The sequence below is a fragment of the uncultured Kriegella sp. genome (assembly GCF_963975415.1).
GTDB lineage: Bacteria > Bacteroidota > Bacteroidia > Flavobacteriales > Flavobacteriaceae > Kriegella.
This window is the reverse complement of the sequence record NZ_CAXBGN010000001.1, coordinates 748,153-768,373: the sequence shown is the minus strand read 5'-3', so window position 1 is coordinate 768,373 and position 20,221 is coordinate 748,153. Positions and strand designations below refer to the sequence as shown.

The following is a 20,221-nucleotide window of genomic DNA, read 5'->3' as shown; positions in this document are numbered from 1 at the left end:
TGTGAAAAACGACAATTGGGAGCTTCGGTATTTTTGAAACCAAGTGGCCTTATTACATTTGGCCCTGGGTTTTGAGGTTGCAAATATTAAACCTATTTGATTGTGTTATCTTGGTAGTGATAAAAAAGTCGGATAAACTTTTTGTTAATTTTAAACGAAAGCTATAGTTAGGGGAAATGGCTATGCAATTGGTAAAGAAACTGTGAATGCGGAGGTTTGGTAAAGATTTAGGAAATGCGCTTTTGGTAGGAACGCTTATCGGTATGGTCATACTGGTAATCTTATATTTTATGGGGGAATTCGATGGGGGCGTTAACTTTCAGATATTGTGGAGGGAGTATTATGAAAACATGATTTTTTCAATAATCATCTATTTTTCAAATATTTATACCTGGAGATATTTCAATGTGCTTTTCGGCGATGATATGAGTTCCTTGAAACGTTTGTTAATAGGCGTTTTAGGTAATTTCGGCGCATCGATCGTGGCGATATTTGTATCGCGAATGGTTGTTGGGGTTGGTATTCGTCAGATTCCGCCTATAGAGTTCTTGAAAAATGAAAGCCCGGGCGACTACTATATTTCATTGATAATAGCTATGGTTGTCGTAGGTGTTTTTTATGCTTTCTACTATTATAAATACTGGCAGGAAACCAAGGTTAAGGAGCAAAAAATCATAGCTGGTACCGCTTCGGCCAAATTCGATGCCCTCAAGAATCAATTGGACCCCCATTTTTTGTTCAATAGTTTGAATGTCTTGACAAGTTTGATTGACGAGGATCCTGCGCAGGCACAACGCTTTACTACATCATTATCAAAGGTTTATCGCTATGTATTGGAACAAAAGAATAAAGACCTGATAACTGTTGATGAGGAATTGGAATTCGCCCGAACTTATATCAAACTTTTAAAAATGCGCTTTGAAGAGAGTATCGTATTTGATATTCCAGAGCGAAGCTCTGATCCTGATGTGAAGATAGTGCCACTATCTTTGCAATTGTTGCTTGAAAATGCGGTGAAACATAATGTGGTGACCGCGGATCGTCCACTGCGTATAGTGGTTTGTGAAGAGGAAGGAGTGCTGGTCATAAGTAATAACCTTCAGGAGAAATTGGTGGTTAAAAAAGGAAGTGGTGTTGGTCTGCGAAACATTCAAGAACGGTACGGCATTTTAACAGATCGAAAAATAATTATTAATAAAACGGCATCGGAATTCAGTGTGCGGCTGCCCATGCTTATAAAACAAATATCGGTTATGGAAACACAGCGGGCATTTATTGATGATAAGCGCTATCAAAAAGCGAAAGAACGTGTCGAGAGTATAAAAGGGTTTTATTACAATCTGATGACCTACTGCTTGGTCATTCCCTTTTTGGCCTATTTGAATTATCGAACGACTAGCTTTCCGTGGGTCGTTTTTCCCATTGTGGGTTGGGGCTTTGGCATTATCATGCACGGACTCGAGGCCTTTCAGTATAATCCGCTTTGGGGTAAAAGTTGGGAAGAACGGAAAATTAAGGAGTATATGGATAAAGATGAATTCTGATCTTAGATGTTGTTCGCCAAAAACTTTGTGACTTTTTGCAGCCCATCCTTCTAAAACGACACTTCGGTATTATCTTTTTAAGGATCAATAAAAGACTTACGAAATTTGAGTAAACCAATTAAAATTAAAACAATGGAAAATTTCAGCAGCGAAAATAAATATATGCGTGCAAAAGAGCGCGTAACTGCCATAAAGCGCTTCTATTCAGGGCTTATATCGTATGTTTTGTTTATTTCTTTTTTGGCCGCGCTTAACTATTGGGTCGATCAGTGGAGTTATCCCTGGTTTTTATGGGCGGCCATGGGTTGGGGTATTGGGCTTTGTTTTCAGGCAGCCAAAGCTTTTAGGTTGAACCCTTTTTTTGGCCGGAACTGGGAGGAGCGAAAAATAAAAGAATTCATGAAAGAAGATGAAAATCAAAAGCAATGGAAATAATGGAAGATAACTATAGTAAAAAACTTAAACGGGCTAAGAAGCGAGTGGAGGAAATTAAGGGCTTTTATATACATCTTTTTGTGTATCTGGCCGTGAATATCTTTATTTTGGCGGGTATATATTCTTCTGTTTCAGGTGATTGGGGTAGTTTTTGGGACATAGGGCATTTTTTTACGCCCATATTCTGGGGGGTAGGGCTGGCTTTTCATGCGGCAAAAGTGTTTGCGTTTAATCCTTTTTTCGGTAAAGATTGGGAAGAACGCCAAATTCAAAAGTATATCGAAGAGGACAAAAAGAATGCCGAAAGATTCAAATAGATAAAAGAGGTTTCGGCTCTTTCAAATGAAAACTGAATGAGACTAAAATAAGCCAGCCAATGAAAACAATTATAATAGAAGATGAAAAGCCTTCGGCAAGACGTTTAAACAGGCTTTTACAGGCTATGGGAGTCGAAGTTTCGGCCATGTTACATTCCGTGGAAGAGTCAGTTGCCTGGTTCGAACGGAATACCCACCCTGACCTTATTTTTTTAGATATTCAACTTTCCGATGGGCTTTCCTTTGAGATTTTTGACAAAGTAGATATCCAAAGCTTTGTGATTTTTACCACGGCTTATGATGAATATGCTTTACAGGCTTTTAAGTTGAATAGTGTTGATTATTTGTTAAAGCCTATTGATGACGAAGATTTAGGGAGAGCGGTCGAGAAATACCGGTCTTTACAGCCAAAGGCCAATAGGTTGACCCTTGATTTTGAGGAGGTGAAAAAATTGTTGGTCAATCCGCTAGAGCGGGAATACAAAAAAAGATTTACCGCAAGGGTGGGGCAGCATTTGAAGATTATCAATGCTTCGGATGTGGAATGTTTTTATAGTGAGAATAAGGGGACGTATGCGGCAACTTTAGATGGTCGAAATTATTTGATCGATACTACTTTGGAAAATCTGGAAACCGAACTTTCCCCAGAAATATTCTTCCGTGTAAGCCGGAAATTTTTTGTGAACGTCGACCATGTAAAAGACATAGTTTCATATACCAATTCACGACTTCAGATCAAGTTGAATCGCTTTTCTGAGGCGGAAATCATCGTGAGTAGGGAGCGGGTGCAAGATTTTAAGTTATGGTTGCAATAAATGTGTTTAATATTCTGATATAAAGCTATATGAATACTATAATAGATTTTTCTTATACTGTTAAAAAATCGTATTATTCGTCCTTTTCAACGCGATTTTCATCAAAAGAAGAGGGTAAAAGTTTCGGAATCAATTTGATGAAAATAGGTAGCAGTACCGCACCTCCAGGTAACATAAAAATGGCCAGGGAAGGAATACTTTTAAAGATGTCGAGCAATTGATTTTGTACTTTCTTTTTCTCCTCCGCAGTTAAATCCCGAAGGGTTGATTTCGATAAAAGCGCGACAAGTTCTTTGCTTTCCGAAAGCTCTTTTTGAAGCCGTTTGCTGTTTCGCAAAATAAGTTTGTTTACCACTTTGGCCATACTTTCGTAAAGCTGAACAGCTAGATTGCTATCTTTTAAATGAGGCACTTTTTTTGAATTCAACGAAAAGAAAGTAGTTACGTCTTCCAGAAATTCCAATATTTTGGTGCGCTCTATATTTAAGTCCCTGCCGATTCCGAAAATAAATTCCGACTCTTTATAGTCTAGAGACTTGTCTTCCCATACGGTGAGACAGGCCATATCTAGAAAATATTGATTTTCGGCTTTCGAATAATTATTGAGCAACTTTTCGCGGTACGAACCGTCAAAACGTTGATGTTCGACATCGATAAAAGTCAATGACGAAGCGAACAATTGGGCCAGTCTTTCGTCAGTTCTGTTTTTTTCTTTAGAATTAAGGGCGTGATAGGTGATATTTATGGCAATGAATTCCAGATTTTGGGCGTATGCTTTTACATCGGTTTCTCCCCTTAGGTATCTTTTAAAGGTTAATACATCAATAAATAAAAGTGAATTGGTTATGATGCTGTTGAATGTTTTACTGATCATATTATCTTCGAGGTATACACGTGAATCAATCAGCAATTCTAATTGTGCCGAAGTCTTTTTTCCGGTAAGTAGTTTGTTGAGGAACGATATTTTTGAAACTTCCAAGCTGTTATAGAACTTAAATAGACTATCGAGAAAGTCTGTGAAACTAGATTCTTTAAATTCAAAGCTATAGGTGTAGTAGAGCGCCGTAAGTAAATTGACCTTTGCATTTTCGTCTTCCGAAGGTCGGTGGGGAGACACAATAAATTTGGGTCCGGAAACATTGATGCCGTAAATGAATCCACTAATCTTAAGTTCTTGGTAAAGATGGTCAAAATCGGAAAAAAGATTTTTTCTCTCTTTTACTAGAGATCCGAATTTATCGATCCAACCAGATGATGATGGGTTCATATTAGAAGGTTTATTAGGCCAAATTAAAACAAAATATGGGACATCGTTATATAGGACACTATTTCAACTTATTCATTAGTCAAATATAAAGTGGAGAACGATCAAGTTTGGTAAAGGTGGTGATGCCAGTGTCTATCTTTTGTTGCCTTTTTTTCCTTCTTAAAACTTTACAAACTTAAGTCATTAACAAAATATTAACATCTAAAACCAAACCCTCAGACTTAAACCTCGTAAGTAATGGTGATAATAATCTAAAAATTTAGAAAAATGAAAAAAACAAAAATTTATTTAGGGCTGTCTGTATTGGCGGTTGTGGGGGTTGTTTTAATAGCGGCCGACCATATTGATGCACCAGGCACCACGAACACTACTGCCGATATTACCGATTTTTATGCTTTTGAACCCAGTGAGGGGTCTGACAATACGGTATTCGTGGTAGACTTGCAAACTAATGTAATGCCTGACCTGGCTTATGGCAGTTTTGATGAAAATGTACTAACAGAAATTAATATCGATACGAATAATGATCTCGAAGAAGAGTTTGTCATTCAAGCCATACCTAGGGATGGGAAAATGTATTTCTTCGGGCCTGTAGCACCTTCTCAAACAGGATTAAACGGTGAGGTAATGGTCGATTTTCCTTTAGGCTCAGTCGATATATCGGCTACCACTGCTATAGTTGAAAATACAACGGATGGAGTTGCACTCTTCGCAGGACCACGGCAAGACCCTTTCTTTTTTGATTTTGGTCAGTTCAACCAAGTAATCGGGGGCATGGCTCCAGAAGGTTTTAAGGCAGCCGATGAGGCGGTAGATACTTTTGAAGGGGCCAATACAATGTCACTTGTTGTTGAAATTCCCAATAGTATGTTGGGTGAAACAACAGGAATGAATGCATTGGGAGTGCCTGTGTACAAAACATGGGTAACCACAAATATTAAACAATAAAAACAACTTAAAAAAGACAAAATGAAATTATATAACAAATTTTTATTCTTGCCAATTTTGGCCGCCACGGTACTAGTTTCGTGTAGTGATGATGATATGGTCGGTGAAGAAATGGCAATTGCCACGTGCTCTGATGGTATTAAGAATGGTGATGAAACTGACATAGATTGTGGTGGATCAGCTTGTGAGCCCTGCGAAACTGCTGTAATGCCCGATTTTTCAGGCACCTATGCCCAAGCTGATTTTATGGGTAGACCAGGTATAAGCACTGTGTTTATCGCTGATGTAGAATCGGAAAGTTTTAGTAGAAAAGATGCTTACAATGAAAAGGTTCCAGCTGAGATGGCTGCAGCTTTTAGACCATGGTTCGAAACACGGTTAGAGGCTTACCATGATGTTTATGCCAATCTTTTGGGTGCCAATCCTGAAGATGTCAACTATGAAACCAATATTTTAGGTTTAGACATAACGGCGTTGACAGGTTATTTGGCTGCCGATGTTTTAGAGGTAGCTCCCAACCATCCAACTACCTACTTTAATCCAGGTACTGATTTTGACAATGATGGAAGAATACTCGTGCCAGACGGTGATGAGATCGGGTTAACAGGTAGAACGTTACAAGATGATGTCATCGATGTTTCGTTAATACTTCTTTTCGGAGGTATGGAAGGTGACCGTTTTAGTGGGCAAGATGATGGTAATGGCGGTATGTTGCCGCGTCTAACTTCAGATGGTGTTGCCTTTACTGCAACTCCAAGTGATAATTTCCCTTACCTAGGGGCTCCTGAGTAAGTCTATGAAAAAGGAGCATAGGGGAGGGTGATTTCACCCTCCCTTATTTTAAAAAGTAAGTAAGCTTACAGCCATTTATTTATACGACCATTTTGCAAGATTTCTTTTAGCATAAAGAGAAGAAGCCTTCAAGAACTTTACAATTAAACCTTAAAAACACTACCATGAGATATATTTTTACTTTATTGACGGTTTTCAGCCTTGTTTCATGTCAAATGGGAGGGGAGGCTACGGTCACCAACTCTGAGGATTACAATGAATTTCTAATTAATAAACCCCTTAAAACAGACTCGAAATATTTCAACCTTTGGAATTCAAAAATAAAGCCTGATAGCATTCAGTTGATGAGTTTCGGAATCGTAGCAGGGGAATACAATGATTTTTTTCAAAAAACTGGCGATATTCAGTATTTGAAAAAAGCGGAACAAGCACTGGAAAAAGCTGTCGATATTGCGGCTATTGGAAGGGCTGGTTATTACAGGGCACTGGCTAGAAACTATATATCACAACATCGATTTAAAGATGCCCTGCGAATGGCGAATGCTGCTCGAAAGAGGGGAAGTGATATTACGGACTCTCAAAGATTACTGTTTGATATTCAAATGGAACTTGGTAATTATAAGGATGCGGAAAAATATCTTGACAGCACGAAAAACATGTCTGATTTCGGTTATCTAATACGGTTGGCCAAATGGAACGACTATAAAGGTGATTTAGATACTACCATACGATTTATGGAAAAGGCCATGATGGAAGCCGAGAAAACAAACAGTAATGAACTTAAACTTTGGTCTTATACCAATTTGGCTGACTACTACGGCCATGCAGGAAAAGTAAAAGATTCGTATCGATATTATTTAAAGGCACTGAAACTTGATCCCGGCAATGCTTATGCTAAAAAAGGTATTGCATGGATTGTATTTTCCTATGAGAAAAATCCAGAAGAAGCTTTGCGAATATTAGATTCGGTGACAAAAAATTATAAGTCTCCCGACTATTATTTAGTAAAAGCGGAAATTGCCGAATTTATGGGCAATGATATAGAGAGCCTATCTAATCTGGACCTGTATTTTAAAATGGTTCAAAATTCCGACTATGGTGATATGTACAATGCATACAATGTCAATCTTTATATCGATAAAACGCAACAATATAAAAAGGCAATTCAGTTGTCGAAAAAGGAAGTTGCGAACAGGCCGACACCTGAGTCTTACAGCCTTTTGGCCTATAGTTATCTTAAGAACGGGGAAACTGAAAAAGCACGTAATATTGTTGAGTTGCATATAGAAGGAAAAACTTTTGAGCCCAACATTCTCTATCGCAATGCCGAAATTTACAAGGCGACGGGTGAAAAAGAAAAAGTCCTGTTGTTGAAAGAAGAACTTATGGGGGCTATATATGAGTTAGGTCCATCTATGGAAGACAAAATCGTTCATTTGTAGATGAGGAAAAGAAAAGGATGTAAGCTAACAGATTTTGGTCGATAATTCATTTTTTTAGGTTTGGTTGTTTTTTTGAATAATACCCCAGCTACAAAAACTGGGGTATTTTCTTAGTTTAAAGAAATAATATTCAGAATATTTTTAATTTTTTTGTAGGAACATATAACAAAAATTAGTAAACTTACGTTACGTAGTTGATAATTGTACTTTTTACACGCAAATTTTATATTTGGAATTGAACTTTTATAAATATACCGACCAACTTAAATCCCCCGATACTTTATGGAATACATCCTGTTTGCCCTGTGGATATCAGTAATGTTATTAGTTGCCGTTAAAGTGATGTCAGCCCGAAAAGCCTTGCGAAAGACATTGAAGTCCCGGAAATAGCCATTACCTTTTTTAAGCAATATTTGTTTTCGGCGTAGAAATAACGCTTCGATGACCCTGTCTATGTCGTAAGTATGATGAAATACGTTATGGCTTAAGCTTCTTATTTATTTCCTATTCGTTGGGATTAATACTTTGGTCATAACATTTTCCGAATTAATATGGGTAGTAATAAAAGGTCTAGTATTAAAGCGGTCAATAGGGTAGTACTTATTAGTAGACCAATAGTAATACTGGGTTTATGAACGGAAAACAATAAAACCATAAACCCAAAAAATAGCGTAATCGTTGTTATTATCAGTGCTCTTCCTGTTTCTAGAAATGTTTTTTCCAAAGCGGCTTCTTTGTCCAATCCTGTAGACCTACAGAGTTTATATTTTCCCAAGAAATGAATGGTGTCATCTACGGCAATACCGAATACAATGGCAAAAACGATAGAAACCGAAGCCTCAAGTGGAATGCCTAAAAAGCCCAATAATGCTCCTGCAAATAACAGCGGCATCAAATTTGGGATCAGAGATATCAGAACGAGTTTTGCATTTTTAAAGAGTATTGACATGAGTAGGGCAACCAATAAGAGTCCGAGCGATAGTCCTTGAAGCAGACTATCTCTGGCATAAATTGCATTTTTATCTAATAAAAGTCCTTTACCGGTCAATTTGAATTGTACTAAACTGGTGTCGGTTTGAGTAGCGACGAATGTGTTTATCTGGTCGTAGATATTATTTAGACTGTCTGCCCCTACATCTAAAACTCTTGAAGTTATTCGAGCTTTGGTTTCGGTAGCATCTACAAACTTTAACAATTGTCTTTTGGCGAGGCTGTTGATTTCTTTTTTGTATGCTTCGAATGTGCCTTTTTCCTTAGGCAAAGAAAAGTATTCTGATTTATTGAGATGATGAGCCCTATTAATCGTTTTGTAAATAGCGGTCACAGATTGTACATTACCAATAGCATTTATTGTCTTTAATGTATTCTCTACCTTTTCAATTTCCTGTATTAAGGCAAAATCTGTCACCTTGTGAGGTGCTTTAGCTATAACGGCTACTTCCAAAGGTCTGAAGCCTGAATAATTGTTCTGAAAGAAAGTGAAATCTTCGGCAATATCACTGCCTTCGGGCAATACTTCAGAAAATTGATAATTCGTACTGATTCTCGAAATTCCCCAAAAACAGATAAACATTAAAAGTAAGCTTCCGAATACTATGGGCCGTTGTCTTTTTTTTGTAAAAATATTTAGCTTTGCCAGAAATAGCGACCATTCGAAAGTGGTATCTCTCTTTAATAAAAGGTACCTGGGCTTGACCATCAACAATAGTGTGCTGGTTAGTAAGATGACTGTGATGTAGGCCACGCCTACACCTATTGCAGAATTGATTCCAAAATTACTAATACTCTCCAATCGAGAATATAGAAGCGACACAAAACCGATTGCGGTGGTAATCGATGTTAACAATGTCACAAGGCCTACTTCCTTAAGGGCGGTGATCAAAGCGGTTTCCCTATCTTCTCCCATCCGCATTTTTAATAAAAAGCTATCCATTATATGTATTACATCTGAAGTAGCAACAATTAAAAGTAATATCGGATAAAAGGCGGCCAAGGCGTTAAGTTCTTTTCCTAATGCCGATAAAATGCCAAGAAAAAGTAGCAAAGCCATTACAATCGAAAACAATGATATGAGCACTATGGCGATGCGGCGGTAAACCAGAAGAAGTATGAAAAAGACTAGTATCGTTGAAACAATAGTGGTTACGATTAATTCCCGTTTTTGCATCTGAACAATGGCTTCATAAAAAAAAGCACGCCCCATGAGATGGTAATCGTTTAATTTGTTTTTGGTCAACGATTGGCGTACTTCGCTCAATAATTTTAGCGATTGATTATAATTGAGTTCATCGTCTGTTTCAATTGCAATGACCATTGAAGAACCTTGCGCATCGATCAAGGTATTCAAGAAAAGCTCATTATTTTTTAATTTTTCCCAATCGGCGGCGTATTTTGTGGAATCCTGTAAATGTATAACGGGCAATCTGGTATAGCCGAAGGAGGTTTTTAAAGGATAAAATAAGGTCGTAAGCGATTGGCTTTCTTTTATATAGGAGAATTTTTTCGAATCTAATGAAAATTGATGGAACCTTTTCAAGAAACCACTATCAAAGACTGAGGGCTCATTTTCTATGGCGATTAGCAGAAAATTATCATCGCTTCCGAAATCTTTGATAAAATCGTTGTAGAAAATCAGATCTTCGTCCCCTTCCGGAAAAAATTGGCTAAAGTCAAAAGAGAATTTCAAATTTCCTAATAGTATAACCGAGAGAATGGCTAAACCAAAGAAAGTGGGAAGTATTACTTTTTTTACCGTCAGTAGTTTGGGCATAAGATTTCAGTTGTTTTTCGTAATCATGCATAATGAGGTTGACCAGGGCAATTTAAGAAACAAGTGTCTATTCGATCCCAAAGCGTATAATTAAAATCATTCGAAGTACCGCAGTCAAAAATACAGGTCATTGTATACGTATTTTCTAAGAGCTTAAGTTTGGATAAGATTAGTTTTAGTTGTTTCTGATTTTTAAGTTAATATTTTGTATATCAAAATATTATGCTATTGTTTTTTTGATATAACGCCCAAAACTTTAGCTAAACGGCAAAACCAAAGTATTTTATTTCCGTAAGTAATATACAGGTCGAATGAGACTTTTCAATTTAAATACGAATTAAATAATATACTTATGGATTATTATTTCTTTACACTCTGGATGATTTTAATGGTATTTACTTGTGTGAAAGTAATAACTGCATATTATTTCTTGCAGAAAAAAATCGAAGCTTTACAAATCACACTGAACAATAAGCCTAAACTTTAACCCCCGGTCAATATCAGTAGTAATGGTTACGTCCGCATAGTAAAGACATTTGAAGGTATTGTGCATATCGGCAAGTAATTTTATCAGACGGGGCAATGGATATATTTTAATTTCAATATTTTGCCCTCAGGTTTTCAATTTTCGCCATATCGTATTTATAATGTCAGAAAACTTGATGTGTCTATATTATTAGCCTATACATCGATTAATTGTTACTTATTTAAATGATCAAGAACACTGTATTATCAATCGCTATTATTTGCTGTTGTTATCTAACTACTGTTGCCCAAAACAAGAACAAATCAAAGCAAGACAGTACCGTCAAAAAAAATTTAAAAATCTCCGCTTTTCCGGTCGCATTCTATACACCGGAGACTGCATTTGGGTTCGGGGGTCTTGGAATAGGTACCTTTTGGTTGAACCCAGAGAATAGGGATACACGCCCTTCTTCGGTGCAGCTAGGTCTCAGCTACACGACAAAGAGTCAATTTTTACTGTATATGCCTTTTGAATTCTATAGGGATAACGAGAAATGGCGTGTTGTCGGTGAATTTGGGTTTTATAAATACTTCTATAATTTTTATGGGGTGGGTATGGATGCAAAGGAGGCAGATGAAGAAACTTATGAGGTAACTTTTCCAAGAGTTCGTTTTTCAATAGTGCGCGAGTTGTTCACCAATTTTTCGATAGGCGTGGGTTACGAATTTGACAATTTTTCGAACTTAAAAATTAAGGAGAACGGTATTTTAAGTTCTTCCGAAGTCATAGGAAAAAGAGACGGCACCATTTCAAACATCGGGTTGGTTGCCTTTTATGATGCACGGGACCATATATTTTATCCCACAAAAGGAATCTACATTCAGGGAAATGTTTTTACTTCATCTCAAATATTGGGGTCTTCGTTTTCTTACTACAAAGCCGAACTCGATACGCGGTATTATCAAAAGTTGGGCAAACGACATATCTTGGCTTCCAATCTTTTTTTGGCCCACAGTAGCAATAATACCCCATTTTATGATCTCTATTATTTGGGGTCAAAGCGCACACGTGGTATTAACAACCGTCGTTTTCAAGATAATGCCGAATTAAGTTTTGCGCTGGAATATCGCTTTCCCATTGCCGGTCGTTTCGGAGGTGCGGCCTTTGGTTCTACGGGAACGGTTGCCTCAGACCTTGCAAAGGTATTGCAGTCTTCCTATATTAATGCGGCAGGGGTCGGATTGCGATATATTATAAACAAAAGGGATGGGGTAAGGTTAAGAGTCGATTATGCTATGTCAAACGAAGGCGGTAATTTTTATTTTACCATTAAAGAAGCGTTCTGATAAAAATCAAATCGATAAGTTAACTTTTTAAGAGATATTCCCTAAACGTATCGAACCGATGTTAAAGTTCGATCCAATTGTTAAGGTCAAGGGTCCAATCGTAGTTTTTATAGGTGATATCGATGTGTTTAGTTGTAGTAATAATATCAAATTGCTTCAATATTTTTTTGACTCCTTTCTTACATCCGAAATCGCCCCTAAACCAATTGAAGAGAGCGGTGACCGCAACTTCTTTTTTGTCGACATCATATTCTGATGTGCGCTCTAAGTAATTTTTAGTGCTTTTGTTAAACTGTTCGTCAAGCTGGGCAGCACTGTAAATAGCAACTGGTGGGCAATCTTTAGCACCACAGTTCAAGGCAAAATGAATACGGTAGTCACGTTTACCAACCCTTAATTTTCGTTCAAATTTATTAGGAAACCACTTCCGTACCAAACCAAGGCCCAACGGCCATTGTGATTTACGAATTATACCGTGTTCTATCTTTTCGAACGAAATTAACCTGCCCGCAATGGGAATTTGTTCTCTTTTGAAAAAGTCTCTTTTATCCTCATAGAGGTCCGGGTTTTCGGAAAGTATGACCTGAATATAAGCATTGTAAATATTAACCCAGAAAGCCAATTTTTGTTCATCGGTTACCAAGTTTTCTTCTAAAATTTCTAAAGTAGTACCGTATAATTGTGCCCTGATGTCGCTTGTGTCATTGTTGGTTTTAATGTTATTCAAAAACCTTTCAGACAATTGATTGAAATTCATAGATGAAGTACTTTTTTTTTGTGCTTCAATAGTATATTGGGTAAACATAAAAAGCGAGAAAATAATGGATTTTATGATAACCGATTTTATTATTGTCATATTTCTTCTTTTAAACCTACTTACGTAAACGCATACGCCGGGGTTTGGATGGTTGGTCGAAAAAAAAGATAATACTATCAAAAAATAATCTACTATTAGTATAGAACTCCGAAATATTGTATCTATTTTACTACAAAATATTTCATGTAAAGAAATCCATGGAAAGAGAACAGGCTAATTACGGGCAAACAACCTATTCGCAAAAATGAACAGCATTCGTTTATGATCAGTATAATAATTCCGGCTCATAATGAGTATGATAATTTACGACCACTTTTGTTCGAATTGGCGCCTGCCACGACATTAGATGGCGTAGAAGTTATTGTTTCTTTATCTTCTTGTAGTACCGATGATTCAGAAAATATCGAGGTAGGCGAGCATATCCGCTTTTGGCGAAGCAGCGGTACAGGAAGAGCCATACAGATGAACGAGGCGGCTGACTTGGCAAAGGGCAATATTCTTGTTTTCTTACATGCAGATGTCACACCTCCGAAATCGTTTTTGTCTGATATAGAAAACACGCTTAAGGCTGGCTATGATGCAGGTTTTTTTTCATATCGATTTGATAATGAAAATGTATTTCTAAAGATTAATGCGTCGTTTACCGCCAAGGATGGTATATTTACAGGAGGCGGAGATCAGTGTCTTTTTATACGAAAATCCGTTTTCGAAAAATTAGAGGGTTTTGATAAGCACCAAATCGTTATGGAAGATTTTGAATTTTTCGAGAGAATGAAAAAGAACAATGTACGTTATAAGATTATAAAGAACGACCTGGTCGTATCGGCCAGAAAATATCAGAATAATTCATATATGAGGGTAAACCTTTCCAATCTGCTTCTTGTCATTTTGTTTAAACTCGGATACCCTGCAAATAAATTGAAAACCCTACATAACCGTCTGATACGCTCCCCCTATCAAAGTGGTTCCTAAATAGCCTATGAAAGAAATTATCAATGGTATTCAACAAATAGGTATCGGAGTGGCCGACGCCAAAGAAGTTTTTAATTGGTATCGTAAATATCTGGGGTTTGATATTTTAGTCTTTCAAGACGAAGCGACTGCGGGTCTAATGACCAAATATACTAACAATACGGCCTATTCAAGGTTGGCAATGTTGGCGCTGAATATGGTAGGTGGCGGAGGATTGGAAATTTGGCAGTATAAAGATAGAATTCCGGAAGCTTCGAAGACTCCTATTTTGTTGGGCGATTTAGGAATCAATGTGATGAAACTTCGATCCAATGCGATTGAGGAAACCTATAAAGAATTAAAAGCTCTACAACTATCATTTCTTACGGAACTTCATACTACCGAAGTTGGGCGGTCTCATTTCTTCTTTGAAGATCCATGGGGCAATTTGGTAGAGGTAGTCGCAGATAATTATTGTTTCTGTTCCTCAAAATCGGCTTCAGGCGGTGTTTTGGGCGTGGTTGTCGGAGTTTCCGATATGGATGCATCAATTGATTTTTATAAGCACTTATTAGGCTTTGATCATGTCGTCTATAACAAAAAAGGGGTGTTTCAAGATTTTTGCGATTTACCCAGTGGTAAAGCTTCTTTTCAAAGGGTGCTTCTAAAACGCAGTACTACAGCCGTCGGTGGGTTCGGAGAACTTTTCGGTCCTGCTGAAATTGAACTCATTCAGACTGAAGAGCGGAAACCCGATAAAATATACAAAGATCGACTTTGGGGTGATTTAGGTTATATACACCTATGTTTTGATGTGCATGGTATGCAGGCCCTTCGAGAGCATGCCAAAAGCCTGAACTTCCCCTTTACCGTTGATAGTGCCGATAGTTTTGATATGGGTGCTGCGGCGGGCCATTTCAGCTACGTTGAAGATCCTGATGGCACACTAATCGAATTTGTGGAGACCCATAAAGTTCCTGTATTAAAGAAATTGGGAATTTATATCGATTTAAAGAAGCGAAATCCGCAAAAACCGCTTTCAAAATGGTTAGTTAAGGCTATGCAAGTGCATCGCGTAAGAAGTGATCGCTAACTCGCGATAACACTTTTAAAGGGAACTAAAATGGCATATTTTCGGAAGAATTTTAGGGCCATCCTCATTTTCTATTTGGGTTATTAATTTTTGTATAGCGACCAGATTTTACATAAGAAAATACTTTAATTTGCAGGTGTTGTTCCAGGTGAAAAAGCAGCTGTATAGAATTTTCTTCGAAACTCTTGTACGCACCTGAGCTGGTTAAAATCAGCTGTATTTTTTTGTAAAATAAGGGAATTACTAAAGGTAAAAACACGTTGAATGGGTGAACTAACGGAAGAGCAAAAAAGACTTGAAGCACATTATTCCAAAGAAAAAGATTGGTTGAAATGGGGGCCGTATCTAAGTGAGCGACAGTGGGGTACGGTTAGGGAAGATTATAGTGAAAACGGAGATGCCTGGAATTATTTTCCGCACGACCATGCCCGCAGTAGAACCTATCGATGGGGAGAAGATGGTATTGCCGGTATCTCTGATCGGTACTGCAATATCTGCTTTAGTATTGGACTATGGAACGGCAAAGATCCTATTTTAAAAGAGCGTCTCTTTGGTTTGACAGGCCCCGAAGGCAACCATGGGGAAGACGTAAAAGAACTCTATTACTATCTAGAGAATACGCCCACACATTCGTACATGAAACATTTGTACAAATATCCTCAGAATGAATTTCCATACGACCGTTTGGTCGAGGAAAACAAAAATCGTAGTGAACATGATTTGGAGTTTGAATTGTTGGATACTGGAATTTTCGATTCGAATGATTATTTCGATGTTTTTACCGAATATGCCAAGGCTGATGGGGAAGATATACTTATAAAGATTTCAATAAGCAACCGGAGTTCAAATTCGGCAACCCTACACGTTTTGCCAACACTTTGGATAAGGAATTTTTGGAATTTCGCCAAGGTTTCAGAAAAACCTGTAATCAAAAAGAAAGGCTCAAAGGAAGTGCCTTTTGTATCAATTGCTCATAATTATGCAGGCAACTATAATTTATATTTCGAAAAACCTGCGCACCTTCTTTTTACAGAGAATGAAACGAATAAGGTTAAGGTGTTTAACGCTGTCAACGACCACCCTTTCAAAAAAGATCTTTTTCATGATGCCGTAATAAACGACAATTACACGCTTGCTGAAAGCAGGGGGCAAGGCACAAAATTCACACCTTCGTACGAACTCGTTATGGGACCTGGAGAGACCCGGGAACTGAAACTACGATTAACCACCAAAACTTTGAGTACGCCATTTGATACGGAGTTTGATGCTTTATTCTTGAAAAGGGTGAATGAATCGCAAGCCTTTCTTGATACATATGTCAACGGAAATTCTGAAGCACTTAAAGAGGTGCAAAAACAGGCTTTGGCGGGTATTTTATGGTCTAAACAATATTACAATTATGAGGTTGAACGATGGCTGAAGGGCGACCCGAACGAGCCGCCCCCACCGGTAGAGCGACTAAAAGGGAGAAATAGTGACTGGAAAACCTTACGAAACCACGATATTCTGGCTATGCCCGATAAATGGGAGTATCCATGGTTTGCTGCCTGGGATACGGCCTTTCACTGTATCACTTTTGCATTGGTCGATTCCAATTTCGCCAAGCAACAATTGCTTCTTTTTACCAAGGAATGGTATATGGCACCGAACGGACAGATTCCGGCTTATGAGTGGAACTTTAGTGATGTCAACCCTCCGGTGCAGGCTTGGGCTTCTATTCAGGTGTATGAAATTGAAAAAAAGAGAACGGGTAAGGGTGATATTGATTTCTTAAAAAGGATGTTCAACAAATTGGCCTTGAACTTTACCTGGTGGGTCAATCGCGAAGATAGTTCGAACAACAATGTTTTTGAGGGTGGTTTTCTGGGTTTGGATAATATCGGGGTGTTTGATCGTAGCAAGGGAATTCCAGGTGGGGGTGTTCTCGAACAGGTCGATGGCACCTCATGGATGGCCTTGTATTGCTTGAATATGTTGGAAATGGCCTTGTTGATCGCTATTGAAGATGAAACTTTTGAAGACATGGCACTCAAATATTTGGGACACTTTGTGTTTATAGCGGAAGCACTGAATAATATTGGTCAAGATTATGCCGGGTCTTGGGACGAGAAAGATGGTTTTTTCTATGATAGGCTTATTTTGCCGAGCGGGGAAACCCTGCCGATCAAGGTTCGTTCTATTTCTGGACTTTTGTCGATGGCTGCAGTTTTGAACATCAAAAAGGACTGGCTGGATAAATTACCCCGTTTTAGAAGAAGCATGGAATGGTTTAGAAAACATCGTATTGAAAATTCCAAATACCAAGTTATAGAAGAGTATTCAGAAGAAAAAGATGTTCTTTTGTCCTTGGTGCCGAAAAAACGATTGCAGGTGATGATAAATAGTGTATTGAGCGAAAAAGAATTTTTAGCTCCCTACGGCATACGGTCGTTGTCAAAAATTCATGAAAAATCATACACTATTTCCATTGAAGGGGTCAATTATAGCATAGATTATGAACCTGCTGAATCGAATACGGGTATTTTTGGTGGCAATTCGAATTGGCGCGGGCCGATTTGGATGCCTATGAACTATCTTTTTATCAATTCAATATTAGAGTACCATGATTATTTTGGAGACAAAGTAAAGTTCGCCTACCCGACCGGTAGTTCGAATATGCGCTCTTTAAAAGAGATAAGTGACGAGCTTGCCAAACGATTGGTTCGAATCTTCACAAAGGATGATGCCGGAAATAGGCCTGTTCATAGTCTTCACGAAGACAAATACAGCGAGGATCACTTTAAGGACCTACTTTTGTTTTATGAATATTTCCATGCAGATAATGGTCGAGGAGTAGGGGCTTCGCACCAGACCGGGTGGACGGCCTTAGTGGCAAATTTGGTTGATGGAATGTCGTAGTGATACAACCGATAGAAAATATCTTATCACTGAAGTAAGCATACTAATTTTTGTTGTGAAAGGGGATAACCTTGAAATTATAAAAGCACTTTTTAATACTTGATTTTTTACTATTATTGGGAGGGTAGCTGATGTAACTACTTCATAAGTTAGAGTTTGGGTTTTGCAACATTCTGTGCGAATACTGTCTGGTACTACAAATGGTTTTTCAATGATTATTTGTGGGATAAATGAAAACGGTTGAAATAAAAATTTAAAGGGATGTAGTAGAAGATGCCCCATATTTTTTGGAATAAGCAATATTTTATTACATTTATCTCGATGTTGACAAGAATTGAATGCTAAAAAGAACGAATTCTTAAGTTGAAAGGGTTTGACACTGCCATGTTTATCACAAATATTGTTGGAAAGCATACTACCTAGCTTTTCTTATGTTTTATTGAAATAATAGATTTTATAGTAAGTAATTAATGAATACGAACGATTCTAGAGCGGAACTTTCCCTTCGGGCGGAGGCAATTATCTGGAAAAAAATAAAGAACGGCGATACCGATGCCTTGGGTGAATTGTACGACCAATTTGTTGATACACTCTTTTCGTATGGAATGCAGCAATCACATCACAAAGAACATGTTATGGATTGTATTCATGATCTTTTCGTTGACTTGTACAAGTATCGAAACAATCTTGCACAAACAGATAATGTAAAGTTTTATTTACTCAAGTCCCTAAAAAGAAAAATTAATAAGAAGTACCAAAGAAAAGTTATTCCCATTCAAAATGAAGCGTTTTTTATGGGAATTGAAGAACATAGAAATTTTGTTCCATCGCATGAAGATGATCTTATTCATGCCGAAAAAGCCAATGAAAAAAGTGTGAAGTTGGTCGATGCTCTGAGTACACTTACCAAAAAACAAAAAAAAGGCTTGTTTTTGCGTTTCAATCAAGACCGGCCTTACGAAGAGATAGCCGAAATTATGAATGTCTCCGTTGCTACGGCCAGAACTATTATATATAGGGGTATCAAATCTTTAAGAAAATACCCACTTTCCCTATTGTTTTTATTCAGTATACTCTTCTTCTTATAAAAAGTCGCTTTTTTTTGTCTATAAATAGTAAATCGATTACTTATTGAAATTGAAGGGCTTGTTGAGTACCATTAGGTAATCTCAAGAAGCATGAAAATTTCGTTTGGTTTGAACTATTCTCTCAAATTTGTCAAAATACCGGCAATACTGGCCATATGCTGTATCTGTATGTCTTTCATTGTACTGGAAAAGAGTGCTAAAAAAAGGGTAGAAAAAGCGTTTACAGCTTATATAAAAGATTCGGTGCAAGTTGAGGTGGCTTTGATGTACAATCGAGAGAATCTGCCCGATCGTTATTTTAGTCCTGTTGTAACGCCTGTTTGCGAAGAGGGTATTTGCTATGAGCTAGTGGTCGATGTCTATTGGGACTTGTTAGGCAATTTCTTGGAATATAAAGAATCAAAAGAAGACCCTTTTACCAAGTTTGACCACATTCGGTTTACAGCTTCTGATCATCAAAAAATGAAAGATATCTTGGCAGATAAGACGTCGCTGTTGGCGAATTATGAAGCTAAGGATTTGGTGGACCCTAGGGTTGAGATTAAATCCGACGTCATTGACGGGGTGACCGGTGCAACCTACAAATCACTCAGTGGGGCGGTTGTTAAGGGAGCCGTATATAGTTCGCACACCTTGTGGCATATTGTTAATGGTATTATTTCAGCTAAAATTTTTGAACATACCGAAAAATTGCTGAATGATGATTTATTAGTTCAAATGCTACAATCGAGCAATTACAATCAGCAATTTTATGCCTTGAATAAAATCGATGTAGAAAAAAAAGAATTTCAACCTTATCTTTTTGATTTGCTTGCCAAAGGCGAATCATATGTTCCATTTTTTGCCATCGAAAAATTACCTGAAAGTATATGGTCATCGGCCGAATATCAAGAGCGGTCGGCAGAACTTCTGCCAGAATTGGAATTTAAAATGCAAAATGAGGTGCTCAATAAACTAATGGGTAAGGCTGTGGTAAGGGAGGCCTTAAGGTCTTTGATTAAAAATAGTAAGGGGCTGAGGGATAATCAAATTGAAAAGGTCTTTACTATCCTTCGTGAAAACCGAAAGAACCTTGAAAACAAGGAGATGGATAAGTTGGCCGATATATTGTACTCTGAAAACACAACATTGTCAAAAAACGCTTACCGAATATTATCCGAAATAAAGCCGCAAAACAAAAAGGTAAATCAGAAGGTTAAAAGCTACGAAAGACGAATAAACTAACATCAAAA

At 37.7% G+C, this 20,221-nt stretch carries 16 protein-coding genes; 13 read left to right on the top strand and 3 right to left on the bottom strand.

The genetic code is table 11. The annotated features are described in order from the left end of the window. Positions 1-206: 206 nt before the first annotated feature. The 4 genes from AACZ88_RS03135 to AACZ88_RS03120 all read left to right on the top strand — a co-directional run bounded on the left by AACZ88_RS03135 (position 207) and on the right by AACZ88_RS03120 (position 3,111). Positions 207-1,544, top strand: a complete 1,338-nt coding sequence (locus AACZ88_RS03135) for a 2TM domain-containing protein (protein ID WP_339706031.1) — start codon at positions 207-209, stop codon at positions 1,542-1,544. Positions 1,545-1,676: 132 nt separating this feature from the next. After that, positions 1,677-1,979 carry a 2TM domain-containing protein gene (locus tag AACZ88_RS03130; RefSeq protein ID WP_339706028.1) on the top strand — a complete coding sequence of 101 codons (303 nt, stop codon included), beginning with the start codon at positions 1,677-1,679 and terminating at the stop codon, positions 1,977-1,979. After that, positions 1,970-2,296, top strand: coding sequence for a 2TM domain-containing protein (locus tag AACZ88_RS03125; protein WP_339706025.1), 327 nt, complete (start codon positions 1,970-1,972; stop codon positions 2,294-2,296). The genes AACZ88_RS03130 and AACZ88_RS03125 overlap by 10 nt, the downstream gene beginning before the upstream one ends. A gap of 59 nt (positions 2,297-2,355) precedes the next feature. After that, positions 2,356-3,111: a LytTR family DNA-binding domain-containing protein gene (locus AACZ88_RS03120; RefSeq protein ID WP_339706022.1), complete on the top strand. Its 756-nt coding sequence runs from the start codon at positions 2,356-2,358 to the stop codon at positions 3,109-3,111. Between the two features lie 73 nt (positions 3,112-3,184). Here AACZ88_RS03120 and AACZ88_RS03115 read toward each other — a convergent pair whose 3' ends face one another. Beyond that, positions 3,185-4,378 carry an LETM1-related biofilm-associated protein gene (locus AACZ88_RS03115; protein WP_339706019.1) on the bottom strand — a complete coding sequence of 398 codons (1,194 nt, stop codon included), beginning with the start codon at positions 4,376-4,378 and terminating at the stop codon, positions 3,185-3,187. 267 nt (positions 4,379-4,645) lie between these two features. Here AACZ88_RS03115 and AACZ88_RS03110 point away from each other — a divergent pair, with 267 nt between their 5' ends. The 3 genes from AACZ88_RS03110 to AACZ88_RS03100 all read left to right on the top strand — a co-directional run bounded on the left by AACZ88_RS03110 (position 4,646) and on the right by AACZ88_RS03100 (position 7,560). Continuing rightward, on the top strand, positions 4,646-5,326 hold the full coding sequence (locus AACZ88_RS03110; protein WP_339706016.1) for a DUF4331 family protein: 681 nt from the start codon (positions 4,646-4,648) through the stop codon (positions 5,324-5,326). Positions 5,327-5,347: 21 nt separating this feature from the next. Beyond that, positions 5,348-6,118, top strand: a complete 771-nt coding sequence (locus AACZ88_RS03105; RefSeq protein WP_339706013.1) for a hypothetical protein — start codon at positions 5,348-5,350, stop codon at positions 6,116-6,118. Between the two features lie 164 nt (positions 6,119-6,282). Then, positions 6,283-7,560 carry a tetratricopeptide repeat protein gene (locus tag AACZ88_RS03100; protein ID WP_339706010.1) on the top strand — a complete coding sequence of 426 codons (1,278 nt, stop codon included), beginning with the start codon at positions 6,283-6,285 and terminating at the stop codon, positions 7,558-7,560. Between the two features lie 529 nt (positions 7,561-8,089). Here AACZ88_RS03100 and AACZ88_RS03095 read toward each other — a convergent pair. After that, positions 8,090-10,330, bottom strand: a complete 2,241-nt coding sequence (locus tag AACZ88_RS03095) for an MMPL family transporter (protein WP_339706007.1) — start codon at positions 10,328-10,330, stop codon at positions 8,090-8,092. 711 nt (positions 10,331-11,041) lie between these two features. On the opposite strand from AACZ88_RS03095, the gene AACZ88_RS03090 reads away from it, so the two are divergent. Continuing rightward, on the top strand, positions 11,042-12,142 hold the full coding sequence (locus AACZ88_RS03090; protein ID WP_339706004.1) for a BamA/TamA family outer membrane protein: 1,101 nt from the start codon (positions 11,042-11,044) through the stop codon (positions 12,140-12,142). Positions 12,143-12,203: 61 nt separating this feature from the next. Here the strand turns inward: AACZ88_RS03090 and AACZ88_RS03085 are convergent, their stop codons facing one another. Further along, positions 12,204-12,998: a DUF547 domain-containing protein gene (locus AACZ88_RS03085; protein WP_339706001.1), complete on the bottom strand. Its 795-nt coding sequence runs from the start codon at positions 12,996-12,998 to the stop codon at positions 12,204-12,206. 222 nt (positions 12,999-13,220) lie between these two features. Here AACZ88_RS03085 and AACZ88_RS03080 point away from each other — a divergent pair, with 222 nt between their 5' ends. From AACZ88_RS03080 to AACZ88_RS03060, 5 genes are all read left to right on the top strand, one after another. Beyond that, on the top strand, positions 13,221-13,931 hold the full coding sequence (locus AACZ88_RS03080; protein WP_339705998.1) for a glycosyltransferase: 711 nt from the start codon (positions 13,221-13,223) through the stop codon (positions 13,929-13,931). Between the two features lie 7 nt (positions 13,932-13,938). After that, positions 13,939-15,003, top strand: coding sequence for a VOC family protein (locus AACZ88_RS03075; protein ID WP_339705996.1), 1,065 nt, complete (start codon positions 13,939-13,941; stop codon positions 15,001-15,003). 264 nt (positions 15,004-15,267) lie between these two features. Next, entirely contained in the window at positions 15,268-17,901 is a 2,634-nt protein-coding gene (locus AACZ88_RS03070) for a glucosidase (protein WP_339705993.1), read from the top strand. A 470-nt stretch (positions 17,902-18,371) separates the two neighbouring features. Beyond that, a complete protein-coding gene (locus tag AACZ88_RS03065; RefSeq protein WP_339705990.1) occupies positions 18,372-18,989 on the top strand; it encodes a sigma-70 family RNA polymerase sigma factor in 618 nt (205 codons plus the stop codon). A 90-nt stretch (positions 18,990-19,079) separates the two neighbouring features. Continuing rightward, entirely contained in the window at positions 19,080-20,213 is a 1,134-nt protein-coding gene (locus AACZ88_RS03060; protein ID WP_339705987.1) for a hypothetical protein, read from the top strand. Positions 20,214-20,221 lie beyond the last annotated feature (8 nt).

What these genes read in the sequence shown, in the direction of transcription:
- AACZ88_RS03135 (WP_339706031.1), top strand. Translation starts at nt 207, where the DNA reads ATGCGGAGGTTTGGTAAAGATTTAGGAAATGCGCTTTTGGTAGGAACG.
- AACZ88_RS03130 (WP_339706028.1), top strand. Translation starts at nt 1,677, where the DNA reads ATGGAAAATTTCAGCAGCGAAAATAAATATATGCGTGCAAAAGAGCGC.
- AACZ88_RS03125 (WP_339706025.1), top strand. Translation starts at nt 1,970, where the DNA reads ATGGAAATAATGGAAGATAACTATAGTAAAAAACTTAAACGGGCTAAG.
- AACZ88_RS03120 (WP_339706022.1), top strand. Translation starts at nt 2,356, where the DNA reads ATGAAAACAATTATAATAGAAGATGAAAAGCCTTCGGCAAGACGTTTA.
- AACZ88_RS03115 (WP_339706019.1), bottom strand. Translation starts at nt 4,378, where the DNA reads ATGAACCCATCATCATCTGGTTGGATCGATAAATTCGGATCTCTAGTA.
- AACZ88_RS03110 (WP_339706016.1), top strand. Translation starts at nt 4,646, where the DNA reads ATGAAAAAAACAAAAATTTATTTAGGGCTGTCTGTATTGGCGGTTGTG.
- AACZ88_RS03105 (WP_339706013.1), top strand. Translation starts at nt 5,348, where the DNA reads ATGAAATTATATAACAAATTTTTATTCTTGCCAATTTTGGCCGCCACG.
- AACZ88_RS03100 (WP_339706010.1), top strand. Translation starts at nt 6,283, where the DNA reads ATGAGATATATTTTTACTTTATTGACGGTTTTCAGCCTTGTTTCATGT.
- AACZ88_RS03095 (WP_339706007.1), bottom strand. Translation starts at nt 10,330, where the DNA reads ATGCCCAAACTACTGACGGTAAAAAAAGTAATACTTCCCACTTTCTTT.
- AACZ88_RS03090 (WP_339706004.1), top strand. Translation starts at nt 11,042, where the DNA reads ATGATCAAGAACACTGTATTATCAATCGCTATTATTTGCTGTTGTTAT.
- AACZ88_RS03085 (WP_339706001.1), bottom strand. Translation starts at nt 12,998, where the DNA reads ATGACAATAATAAAATCGGTTATCATAAAATCCATTATTTTCTCGCTT.
- AACZ88_RS03080 (WP_339705998.1), top strand. Translation starts at nt 13,221, where the DNA reads ATGATCAGTATAATAATTCCGGCTCATAATGAGTATGATAATTTACGA.
- AACZ88_RS03075 (WP_339705996.1), top strand. Translation starts at nt 13,939, where the DNA reads ATGAAAGAAATTATCAATGGTATTCAACAAATAGGTATCGGAGTGGCC.
- AACZ88_RS03070 (WP_339705993.1), top strand. Translation starts at nt 15,268, where the DNA reads ATGGGTGAACTAACGGAAGAGCAAAAAAGACTTGAAGCACATTATTCC.
- AACZ88_RS03065 (WP_339705990.1), top strand. Translation starts at nt 18,372, where the DNA reads ATGAATACGAACGATTCTAGAGCGGAACTTTCCCTTCGGGCGGAGGCA.
- AACZ88_RS03060 (WP_339705987.1), top strand. Translation starts at nt 19,080, where the DNA reads ATGAAAATTTCGTTTGGTTTGAACTATTCTCTCAAATTTGTCAAAATA.